This window comes from Luteimonas sp. 8-5 (assembly GCF_029763755.1).
Classification (GTDB): Bacteria; Pseudomonadota; Gammaproteobacteria; order Xanthomonadales; family Xanthomonadaceae; genus Cognatiluteimonas.
On the sequence record NZ_JARUVM010000114.1, the window covers coordinates 1 to 12075 of the forward strand.

Below are 12075 nucleotides of genomic sequence, written 5' to 3' on the forward strand. Positions count from 1 at the left end.
CGAGCAGCCGCTGAAACTCCTGGTCCTGCATGGCGCCTCCCCCGAGCTGCGCGCGGCCGACGGTCAGACGCCGCTGGGCGTGGCCCTGTCCAGCGGCCGCCGCGACCTGGTGGACTGGCTTGACTGGAACGGTTGGCCGCTGCCGCGGCGCGCACTGCGGGCCAGCGACCTGCCGGCGGCTGCGATCGTCGGCGATGCCGGCGCCGTGCGCCGCCTGCTCGATCTCGGTTTCCCGATAGACGCCACCGACAGCCAGGGCTGCACCGCGCTGCTGCGCGCTTCCGGTGGCGGCCACCGGCCGTGCGTGGAACTGTTGCTGGAACGGGGCGCCGACCCGCAGGCCGCTGCACGCACCGGCGCCACGCCGCTCTCGGCGGCAGTGAGCATGCGCCACGGCGAGATCGTCGACCGCCTGCTCGCGGCCAACGCCGGCCTCGAGCAGCGCCTGCCGGGCGAGGTGACCGTGCTGATGCTGGCCGCCGCGCTGGGCCTGCCGGACCTGTGCGCCCGCCTGCTCCAGGCCGGTGCCAACGTCCATGCCGGCGATGCGCAGGGACTCACACCGCTGCATTGCGCCGTGCTGTTCGCCTTCACCGCGCGCGAGAAGCCGCGCGTACTGGCCCTGCTGGACACCTTGCTGCTGGCGGGCGCCGAGCCGGACATGGCCGCCGCCGGCAACGTCACGCCGCTGCTGCTGCTGCTCGGCGCGCGCGCCGAGCCTGGCACCGCCTGCGACGAGGAGGTCGTGCTGACCGCGCTGGAGCGCCTGCTGGACGAGGAGGTCGCGCTCGACGTGCAGGATCCGCGCGGCTTCGGCCCGCTGCACCTGGCCGCCCTGCATGGGCTGTTGCGGGTCACCCAGCGGTTGCTGCGCGCCGGCTGCGATCCGAACCTGCGCGATGCGCTCAACCGCAGCCCGCGGGAGATCGCGGTGATGCGCGGTTTCGTCGACGTGGCAGGTGAATACGCCCCCGCCACGCAGGGCGTTTCGATGGCGCGATTCCTGCGCGAACCTTAGTGGTGAAAACGGATACATCCTTTTTGCGGCACTGCCGCAGGCCGGCTTTCGGGTTGACACACGTCGTCCATCAGTGGATAAGTCAGCGATTCAGTGGGACGCTGAACGGCAGCTGACATCGCGGCCGTCGGGCGGATCAGACTTTGCAAACGGGGATGACATGAACGGAAGCGAGCAGAAGGTCGGGGCCGTGGCTACGGGGATCGGGACCAGCGGCGCCAAGCGCCGGCGAGGCCCCAGAATTGCCCCCGTCACGCGTGCGGTACGAACCGCGCTTGCCGTTTCGGCGGCCGCCTTCGCCGTCGCCGGCAGCGGCGTCGCCTTCGCCGGGGACTGCACCGTTCCGGTCGACAACGTCGTCCATTGCAACGGCGACTTCGTCGACACCATCAACTTCGCGGTCGAGGACCTGACCCTCGTCGTCGGCGACGAATCCCCCAGCACCGTCATGCCCGCGCCGGGCGATGCCGGCATCCTGGCCGACTGGGCCGGTGACATCGGCGTCACCAGCCTCGCCGACATCGCCACCTATGCGGCCAACGGCATCCACGCCTACGGCAGCGGCGACATCGCGATCGACAACGACGGCTCGGTGACCTCGGTCGGGCCCGGCGACATCATCGGCGTCTACGCCTATTCCGACGGCGGCGACGTCACCATCGCCAACTCCGGCAGCGTCTACGCCTATTCCTACGACGCGCTGGCCGACGGCATCTTCGCCTCCGGCAGCAACGTGGACGTGGCCAATGCCGAAACCGGCAGCATCACCGCCTACGGCGCCACCTGGGCTGCCGGCATCGAAGCCCAGGGCGAGGACCTGACCACGGTCGTCAACGACGGCAGCATCGACGCGGTCGCCTTCGCCGGCGGCTACTCGTTCGGCATCTACGCCACCGCGGGCGACGGCGGCAGCGCCAGCGCCACCAACAACGGCGACATCTACGCCAACGGCTTCTATTCCAACGGCATCTACGTGCAGTCCGGCGGCGATGCGCACGCCACCAACAACGGCACCATCACCGCGGGCAGCTACAACTACGCGATCATGGGCACCGGCATCCATGTCGCCAGCAGCGCCATGGACGGGGTGGCCACTGCCGAGAACACCGGCGACATCATCGCCCAGGGCTACTACGGCGCCGCGGGCATCGAAGCCCTGGCCAGCAATGCCGGCGGCAGCGCCAGCATCACCAACTCCGGCAACGTCTACGTCGGCCAGTACAGCAAGTACCTCTATGGCGCCACCGGCCTGGTCTCGTCGGCCGACGGCGACGCCAGCATCGACAACTCGGGCCTGGTGGACGTGTATTCCGGTGGCCTGGCCGAAGGCGCCGTGGCACTCTCGTTCAACGGCGACGCCAGCATCACCAACTCCGGCGACATCAGCGTCGAGTCGACGGCGTTCCTGTACTACTCGGCCGGCGGCATCATCGCCGCCTCGCAGAACGGCGGCGCATTCGTCGACAACTCCGGTTCTGTCGACGTGATGACCAAGTACATCGGCACCGGCATCGAAGCCAGTGGCATGGACGGCGTCGCCGTCACCAACAGCGGCGACATCAGCGTCGACGCGTGGCGCGCCTACGGCATCAGCGCCAATGCCGGCGCGGGCGACGTGGACGTGGTCAACAGCGGCACGATCAGCACGATCTATTCGCAGGGCGCGGGCAGCGGCTGGGGCGTGCTGGCCACGACCGGCGTGGGCGACGTGCACGTCGAGAACTCGGGGTCGATCTACTCCAGCGTCTACGGCCAGTCCGTGGGCATCTTCGCCCGTCCCGGCGAAGGCAGCGCCACGGTCGGCAACAGCGGCGACATCTACGCCTACAGCTATGCCGACACGGCGGCCGGCATCTTCGCCCGGGCCGACTACGGCGACGTCGACGTCGACAACAGCGGCTCGATCGGCGCGCTCGCGTTCTACGGCTACGCCTATGGCGTCCTCGGTTCGGCCGTGGACATGAACGTCGCCAACAGCGGGACCATCGAGGCCAACGGCTTCTATGCCGCCGCGGGCATCGCGGTGAACGGCGACGACCTCACCACGGTGGACAACAGCGGCTCGATCACGGCGGTCGCTTACGGGGATGCGCGTGGCGTCAATGCCACCAGCGACGCCGGCGACGTCCACGTCGACAACAGCGGCACGATCCAGGCCGGCAGCGTCCTGCTGGACGGCATCGGCATCTATGCCTATTCCACCGAGGGCGACGTCTCCGTCCACAACGACGGCGTCCTGGTCGCGATTTCGCCCAACGGGCTCGCCGACGGCGTATTCGCCTACGGCGCCAACGCCGAAGTCATCAATGGCGCCAGCGGCTACATCGGCGCATTCGGCTACACCTGGGCGGCGGGCATCGAGGCCCAGGGCAGCGACTCGGTCGCGGTCGGCAACGACGGCGAAATCTACGTGCGCACCTACGGCGTCAGCGAAGCCTTCGGCATCTACGCCGGCGGCGGCGAGGGCGGCGCCAGCGTCGACAACAACGGTTCGATCTCCGTGCGCGGCTACGACTCGGCAGTGGCCATCTATGCCCAGGCCAGCGGATCGATCGACATCCACAACGCCGGCGACGTACTGGGCGGCTACTACGCGTACAACGGCGGGGTTTACTCCAGCAGTTACGCGGCCGGCATCCAGGCGCTGAGCGGCACCGACGGCGCCGCCATCACCATCGACAACTCCGGTACCTCGACCGCGATCAGCTTCAGCGGCAGCAGCGCGATCGAAGGCCGCTCGCTGGGTGTCGACGGCAGCGTCGCCATCAGCAACAGCGGCGACGCCAACGCCTATGCGCTGTCCCAGTTCGGCGGCGTGGCCACCGGCATCGCGGCCTCGGCAGCCGGCGACGCCATGATCGACAACTCCGGCGGCATCTTCGCCTACTCGCTCGGCAACGCCGAGGGCGCGGTCGCGCTGTCGTTCAATGGCGACGCAAGCGTCGACAACTCCGGTGACATCACCGTGGTCAATACGGCGTTCGTCGGCTATACCGCCTTCGGCGCGGTGGCGGCGTCGACCAACGGCTCCGCCTCGGTGGAGAACAGCGGCACGATCGCGGTGACCACGCCTTACCTGGGCGGCGGCATCGACGTGGTCGGCATGGAGGGCGCGAGCATCGCCAACTCCGGCGACGTCGTGCTCGACGCGTGGGTGGCCTATGCGGTGCGCGCCAGCTCCGGCCTCGGCGACGTGGCCATCGACAACAGCGGCACGATCGAGGCCGGCTACTCCGGTCCGTACCTCGGCTACTCGTGGGGCATCAACGCCGAAACGGTCGGCGGCGACATCGCCATCGACAACAGCGGAGACATCCTCAGCGACGGCGGGCGGCAATCCCTCGCGGTCTTCGCCAGCACCACCAGCGGCGACATCGCCGTCGACAACAGCGGTTCGGTCGAGTCCTACAGCGTCACCGGCCTGTCGGCCGCCGTGTTCGCGACCACCACCGGCGACGGCAACGTCAGCGTCGACAGCAACGGCATCCTGGCCGCGGCGAGCTACGTCGGCACCACCGCCGGTGCGTTCGCGCGCGCCACGCTGGGAACGGCGTCGGTCACCAACAGCGGCGACATCGAGAGTACTTCCACCTACGGCACCGCCTACGGCGTGCTGACGCGCGGCCTGTACTCCGAGGCCACGAACTCCGGCAGCGTCGCGGCGCAGGGCTATGCGGCTGCCTTCGGCATGTACGTCGATGGCGACTACAGCGCCGCGGTGGACAACAGCGGCGACGTCGCGGCGAACGCGCTCGGCAATGCGTTCGGCGCCTACGCCTACTCGTTCGTCGGCGATGCGAGCATCACCAACAGCGGCGACATCTCCGCCGAGGGAACCTACGGCGTGGGCGTCGGCGCCCTTGCCAACGGCTACTACAGCGCGACCGTGAGCAACAGCGGGTCGATCAGCGGCGCGGCCGGTCCCTACGGCACGGCGATCGGCGTCTACGCGCGCGCTTACGGCGACGTGCTGGTCGAGAACTCCGGCACCATCTCCGCCAGCCACGATACGGTGGCGGTCGCGGTGCAGATGGAGTCGCTGGTCGGCACCGCCACCCTGGACAACAACGGCACCATCGGGACCGATGCGCCCGTCTCGGTCGCCGTGGTCGGCAGCAGCGGCGCCAACGAGATCCACAACACCGGCGCCATCACCGGTGCCATCATCACGTTCGCCGCGGACGACCTCTTCGCGAATGGCAGCGGCGGCACCTGGGTCGTCGACAACTACGTCACCGGCTTCGGGGACGGCGACGACAGCATCGACAATGGGGCCGGCGGGAGGATCCACCTGGCCAACGGCGGGATCTACCTGGGGGCCAGCGGCGCGGACGGCAACAGCTTCCACAACGCCGGCACGATCAGCGCCAGCGACTACGGCGTGATCGACATGGGTGCCGATGCACAGGCGCTGTACAACGATGGGGTCATCAACCTCGCCAGCAGCGACCGTTCCAACGACTGGTTGATGCTGCGGGGCGATCTCGGCGGACACGGCACCATCAACGTCGACCTGGGTCGGGACACGATCTACATCGATGGCAACGTGGTCGACGGGACCAGCCAGACCGTGAACGTGACGATTAACGGCATGGAAGACGCCTTCAATGGCTATCCGAATCCGTTCGCTTACGTGACCGGAACCTGGGGTGGCGACGATTTCGTCGGCGGCCGGGTGCTGAACCTGAATCCCAGCAACTTCCTCGACCTGTCGGTGCGGGTGGCAGGCGGTCCCATCACGCCGGCGTCCACGACCTACGTCATCAACGCCTTCGTCGAAGTGGAGGGCCTGAACGACGCCGGCGTGACCGCCGGCTCGGTGGCCAACGCCGCGCACAGCCTGATCAACAGCTCGATCGGTACCCGCAGCCAGCGCCTCGGCGTGGCCCCGGTGCTGGGCGAAGGCGATGTCGGCCTCGGCCCCTGGATCCGCGCGTTCTCCGACCAGGGCGATGTCGATCCGAGCGCTTCGGGCTTCGGCGGCGACCGCGACTTCGGCTTCAGCCAGGAGAACACCGGCACCGAGTTCGGCATGAACCTGACCCTGGGCAACGGGATCAACTTCGGCATCATGGGCGGCAATGCCGAGGGCACCCAGAAGCTCTCGTATGCCAGCGGCGGAGACCACATCGACCTGCATACCTCCGGCCTGTACGTCGGCTGGGCCGGCGACCGGTTCTATGTGGATGCCTCGTGGCGCTGGATGGACTTCGACGCGACGCTGATGTCGGTCGGCGGCGAGCAGCGCACCAGCGGCAACGCTACTGCCTTCAACTTCGAGGGCGGCTATACCGGCTGGAGCATGGCTGGCGTGAACTTCGTGCCGCAGCTGCAGTACACCCGCTCGGTGGTCGACAACATCGACACCGTCGAGGGCAGCGAGATCGGAATGGACATCTATGGCGGTGTTTCCGAACGCGCGCGCGTCGGCCTCGCCCTCGACCGCACCTTCGATGGCGGCAACGGCTTCACCTGGACGCCTTACGGTGCGCTCAGCGCCGTGCGCGAGATGGACGGCAACACCGGCTACACCATTGCCGACCGTTTCAACGGCCGCACCAGCACCTCCGGCAACAGCTTCCTCGCCGAACTGGGCCTGGGCGTGCAGAAGGGACGGCTGTCGGCGACCGGCGGGATCCACCTGGCCGACGGCGATGCGCTGCAGGGCTTCTACGGCGGCCAGCTGCTGGTCCGCTACACCTGGTAACACGAAGTTGAACGACAGCACCGCCACGCCCGAGCTCGAAACCGGACTGGACACGGTGTCGCCGGAGCCCGCCAAGGGCCCGGCCACGCCGGAGAAGCCGAAGGACATTACCCGGCTCAAGGTCGAGAAGACCTGCTCGCGCGGGCTCGCCGGCTGGCTGGCCGGCAACCGCATGTCGCTGGCCATCTCGTCCTACCAGACCGGCCGCGTCTACCTGGTGGGCAGCGACAAGCAGGGCCGGGTGTCGTTCTTCGAGCGCATCTTCGAGCGGGCCATGGGCATCGTCGGCAACGCCCAGCGCATCTACCTGGGCGGGCTGTACCAGCTCTGGCGTTTCGAGAACGCGCTGCGCCCGAACGAGATCATCCACGGCCAGTTCGACAAGTGCTATGTGCCGCGCAACGCGCAGACCATCGGCGACCTGGACATCCATGAGCTGGGCATCCGCAGCAACGGCAAGGTGGTGTTCGTCAACACCAAGTATTCCTGCCTTGCCGAGCTGAGCCAGACCCACAGCTTCAAGGCGATCTGGAAGCCGAATTTCATCAGCAAGCTGGCGCCGGAGGACAGGTGCCACCTCAACGGCCTGGCCATGGTCGAGGGGCGTCCCAAGTACGTCACCGCCGTGTGCAAGAGCGACACCGTCGACGGATGGCGCGACCGCCGCCAGGACGGTGGCGTGGTGATCGACATCGAAACCGACGAGATCGTGTGCGAAGGGCTGTCGATGCCGCACTCGCCGCGCTGGGCCAACGGCCGGCTGTGGGTACTGAACGCGGGCACCGGTTACCTGGGCTGGGTGGACTTCGAGAAGAAGGCGTTCGTGCCGCTCGCCTTCGTGCCGGGATTCGCCCGCGGGCTGTCGATCATCGGCAACGTCGCCGCGGTCGGCCTGTCCAAGCCGCGCAACCAGCGCTTCGAGGGCCTGCAGCTCGACGAGGAGCTGCGCAAGCACGACGCCGAGCCGTGGTGCGGCGTGCAGATCGTGTCGCTGGTCAACGGCGACGTGCTCAACTGGATCCGGTTCGAGGGCGACATCACCGAGATCTTCGACATCAGCTTCCTGCCCAACGTGCGCAACCCGATGATGATCGGCCTGCGCACGCCGGAAATCCGCGACCTGATCACGTTCGAGTCGGAGATCGCCCCGGCCGGACGGGAGGCGGCGCCGCAATGAACGCCATGCTCCCTGTCGTCGCGGGCCTGCTGCTGGCCGCCGGGGCGGGCGCCGGGGCGCGGGCACAAACACAGGCGCATGCGCCATCGGCCCGCATGGACAAGGCGTTCGAAGCCTGGGACACCGACCACAACGGCGTGCTGAGTCGCACCGAGTTCGACGCTGGCTGGCGCGCCGTGGTCGAGCGCGGCATCGCCGCACGGCTGCGGACGCAGTTCGAGAAGCTCGACCGCAACGACGACAACGGCCTCGACGGCGCCGAGTACGCGAGCCTTGCCCTGGTCATGCAGGCCGGCAAGGACGCGCCCGCCCTGTCCGTCTTCGACGCCAATGGCGACAAGCGCCTGCAGTTCGACGAATACATCGCTTCGGTACGGACCCTGGCCGCCGCCGCCCGCAAGCAGGGAGGCACGCAACCGTGAGCCTCGATCCGATTCCAGTGTGGCGGCAGGTGACGCCGGAACTCGAGGCCGAGCTGCTGGAGTTCTGGAAGCGCAACAACGCCATCGGCGACGACGGCCGCGCCCGCCAGCGCGCCAGCCAGGCGGTGTGCATTGCCCGCGACGACGACGGCACCGTCTGTGCCGTGGGCACCGCGACGGTGCGGGTACTGCCGAGGTTGCGCCAACCCACCTACTCCTCCCGCCAGTTCTACGACTCGGCGCAACGCGGCAAGGGCCAGGCCCTGGCGGTCGCGAACGCCTCCAGGCAGGTCCTGCAGGCGTACAACGCATCGCTGCCCGTGCCGGAGGCGCTGGGCATGCTCATCGAGGTGCAGAACCCGATGCTCGCCAAGCGCTACGACGTCGCCTTCGAGCCGGTGACCGGCTACAGCTTCATCGGCTACTCGCCGCGCGGCTTCGTGCTGCGCGTTTCCTGGTTCGACGGCGCCACCCTGCTGCCGCCAGCGCCAATCCATCAAAAGCAACGCAAGACCACTACGGGGATACCAGCATGAAAGTGAAGACCAGTCTGTTGAGCGCCGCGATCGTTTCCGCCCTGGTGGTTGCGTCCCCGGCTTCCGCCGCCAAGCGCGGCCATGCGGACACCGCCCGCGGCGACGCGGTCGCCGCGCGTGCCAAGGCCCTGCTCGCCAACCGCGCGGTCGCCAACCAGGCGCAGGCCGCCAGCGCCGACGAGTTCATTCCCGGTGCGGTGCTGGTCGACGCCGACGGCACCGAGCACGTCCGCTTCCAGCGCCTGTACCAGGGCCTGCCGATGATCGGCGGCGACCTGGTGGTGCATTCGCGCAACGGACAGGTCGCGGGCATCAGCCAGACCCTGGCGACCAGCGCACGCCCGGGCCTCGCCGCCGGCATCAGCAGCGGCCGTGCCATCGTCGCGGCCAGCACCGACTTCGCCACGGCGTTCGACGCCCCTCCGGGTGCGCGCCTGGTCGTGTACGCGCGCGGCCCGCAGCCCGTGCTCGCCTACGAGGTCACGATGTCGGGCATCCGCGCCGACCAGACCCCGACCGAGATGCGCTACATCGTCGACGCGGGCAACGGCTCGATCCTGGCCAAGTGGGATGAAGTGCATACCGCCAAGCCGGGTCGCGACAAGGGCGGCTGCACCGACCCGGTCGCGGCCGAAGGCATCGGCCACAGCCTGCTCGAGGGCACCGTGGCCCTGGCCACCAGCAACTGCGGCAACGGCTACGAGCTGGTCGACCAGACCCGCGGCGGCGGCAGCACCACCAACATGGGCATGCGCCAGAACGGCATGGGTTCGGTCTACGCCGATGCGGACAACACCTGGGGCAACGGCCTGCTCAACGACGCCGCAACCGTCGCGGTCGACGCCCACTACGGGATCTCGGTCACCTGGGACTACTACCTGGACCGCCACGGCCGCCACGGCATCGCAGATGATGGCGTCGGCGCCACCAGCCGCGTGCACTACGGCCGCAACTACGCCAACGCGTTCTGGCGCGACTCGTGCTTCTGCATGACCTTCGGCGACGGCGACAACGGCGTCACCACCAACCCGCTGGTGGCCCTGGACGTCGCCGGCCATGAGATGTCGCACGGCGTGACCAGCCATACCGCGGACCTGGAGTACGACGGCGAGTCCGGCGGCCTGAACGAGGCCACCTCCGACATCTTCGGCACCATGGTGGAGTACTACGCCAACAATCCGGCCGACCCGGTCGACTACCTGATCGGCGAGAACATCTACGCCAACAACCCGGGCACGCTGGCGCTGCGCTACATGTTCAAGCCTAGCCTCGACGGTACCTCGCCGGACTGCTACATCCCGGAACTGGGCGACATCGACGTGCACTACAACTCGGGCGTAGCCAACCATTTCTACTACCTGCTGGCCGAAGGCGCGGTGGTGCCGGACGGCTTCGGTGCGGACACGGAGTTCGGCCTGACCCCCGGCGACCTGGTATGCGACGGCAACACCGCCATCACCGGCATCGGCCGCGAAGCCGCGGAGAAGATCTGGTACCGCGCCCTGGCCGTGTACATGACCTCCAACACGGACTACGCCGGCGCGCGTGCCGCGACGCTGAGCGCGGCCGAGGACCTGTTCGGCGCGGGTTCGGACGAGCAGAACGCCGTTGCCGCAGCCTGGAACGCCGTCAGCGTCATGTAAAGGCGGAGGAGCGGCGGAAGCCGCGACCCCGGAACGAAAAAGGGCGCCCGAGGGCGCCCTTTTTCTTGCGGCTTCCGCCGCTCCCGCGGATCAACGCTTCATCGAAGCGAAGAACTCGTCGTTGGACTTGGTGCTCTTCATCTTGTCGAGCAGGAACTCCATCGCGCCGATCTCGTCCATGCCGTGCAGCAGCTTGCGCAGGATCCAGATCTTCTGCAGCAGCTCCGGTTCGATCAGCAGGTCTTCGCGGCGGGTGCCCGAGCGGTTGATGTCGATCGCCGGGTAGACGCGCTTCTCCGCGATGCGGCGGTTCAGGTGCACCTCGGAGTTGCCGGTTCCCTTGAACTCCTCGTAGATCACCTCGTCCATCTTGCTGCCGGTGTCGACCAGCGCGGTGGCGATGATGGTCAGCGAACCGCCTTCCTCGACGTTGCGCGCGGCACCGAAGAAGCGCTTCGGGCGGTGCAGGGCGTTGGCGTCGACGCCGCCGGTGAGCACCTTGCCGGAACTCGGAACCACGTTGTTGTAGGCGCGGGCCAGGCGGGTGATCGAGTCGAGCAGGATCACCACGTCCTTCTTGTGCTCGACCAGGCGCTTGGCGCGCTCGATCACCATCTCGGCGACCTGCACGTGGCGCGCAGCAGGCTCGTCGAAGGTGGAGGAGATCACTTCGCCGCGCACGGTGCGCTGCATGTCGGTCACTTCCTCGGGGCGCTCGTCGATCAGCAGCACGATCAGGTGCGTGTCCGGATGGTTGCTGGTGATCGCGGTGGCGACCTGCTGCATCATCATGGTCTTGCCCGCCTTCGGCGGCGAGACGATGAGCGCGCGCTGGCCCTTGCCCTGCGGCGCCATCAGGTCGAGGATGCGGCCGGTGATGTCCTCGGTCGAGCCGTCGCCGCGCTCGAGCTTGAACTTGCGGCGCGGGAACAGCGGCGTCAGGTTCTCGAACAGGACCTTGTTCTTCGACGCCTCGATCGGTTCGCCGTTGATCTCGTCGACCACGTTCAGCGCGAAATAGCGCTCGCCGTCCTTGGGCCAGCGGATGCGGCCGGACAGGTGGTCGCCGGTGCGCAGGTTGAAGCGGCGGATCTGCGAGGGCGAGATGTAGGTGTCGTCGGGGCCGGCCAGGTAGCTGGCCTCGGCCGCGCGCAGGAAGCCGAAGCCGTCGGGCAGGATTTCCAGCACGCCGTCGGCGGCCACGCCCTCGGCGGTGCGGGTCAGCACCTTGAGCAGGGCGAAGATCACGTCCTGCTTGCGCGCGCGGGCCACGGTCTCGGAGAGGCCGAGCTGCTCGGCGATGTCCAGCAGCTTCTGCGCCGGCATGCGCTTCAGGTCGCCCAGCGAATACTGCGGGAAGCCTTCCGGGATGGTCGGCATCGGCCGGTTCGGCTGCGGTTGCTCGCCGCCGTTGTCGTCCCGGGGCAGGCCGTCGTCGCGGAAACGGTCGCCGCCGCCACGCTGGCGGTCGCGACGGTTGCGGAAGCGGTCGCGACGGTTGCCGCGGCCGCCGTCGCGCTGGTCATGGCCGCCGCCCTGCTGCTGGTTCTGGGCCTGCTGCTGGGGAGGTTC

General features: G+C 68.5%; 7 protein-coding genes. 6 read left to right on the forward strand and 1 reads right to left on the reverse strand.

All coding sequences use genetic code 11. The features are described from left to right. The 6 genes from QAA18_RS10930 to QAA18_RS10955 form a co-directional block, all read left to right on the forward strand. On the forward strand, positions 1–1018 hold a 1018-nt coding region (locus QAA18_RS10930; RefSeq protein ID WP_279412978.1), incomplete at its 5' end, for an ankyrin repeat domain-containing protein. A 160-nt stretch (positions 1019–1178) separates the two neighbouring features. After that, entirely contained in the window at positions 1179–6725 is a 5547-nt protein-coding gene (locus QAA18_RS10935) for a hypothetical protein (protein WP_279412979.1), read from the forward strand. A gap of 7 nt (positions 6726–6732) precedes the next feature. Beyond that, a complete protein-coding gene (locus tag QAA18_RS10940) occupies positions 6733–7902 on the forward strand; it encodes a TIGR03032 family protein (RefSeq protein WP_279412980.1) in 1170 nt (389 codons plus the stop codon). After that, positions 7899–8324, forward strand: a complete 426-nt coding sequence (locus QAA18_RS10945) for an EF-hand domain-containing protein (protein WP_279412981.1) — start codon at positions 7899–7901, stop codon at positions 8322–8324. The genes QAA18_RS10940 and QAA18_RS10945 overlap by 4 nt, the downstream gene beginning before the upstream one ends. Next, complete coding sequence (locus QAA18_RS10950) at positions 8321–8860, forward strand: hypothetical protein (protein WP_279412982.1); 540 nt, start codon at positions 8321–8323, stop codon at positions 8858–8860. The genes QAA18_RS10945 and QAA18_RS10950 overlap by 4 nt, the downstream gene beginning before the upstream one ends. 2 nt (positions 8861–8862) lie before the next feature. Continuing rightward, positions 8863–10503, forward strand: coding sequence for a M4 family metallopeptidase (locus tag QAA18_RS10955; RefSeq protein WP_279412985.1), 1641 nt, complete (start codon positions 8863–8865; stop codon positions 10501–10503). A 90-nt stretch (positions 10504–10593) separates the two neighbouring features. Here QAA18_RS10955 and rho read toward each other — a convergent pair. Next, a partial coding sequence (rho, locus tag QAA18_RS10960) for a transcription termination factor Rho (protein ID WP_279412983.1) occupies positions 10594–12075 on the reverse strand: 1482 nt, incomplete at its 5' end.

What these genes read in the sequence shown, in the direction of transcription:
- QAA18_RS10935 (WP_279412979.1), top strand. Translation starts at nt 1,179, where the DNA reads ATGAACGGAAGCGAGCAGAAGGTCGGGGCCGTGGCTACGGGGATCGGG.
- QAA18_RS10945 (WP_279412981.1), top strand. Translation starts at nt 7,899, where the DNA reads ATGAACGCCATGCTCCCTGTCGTCGCGGGCCTGCTGCTGGCCGCCGGG.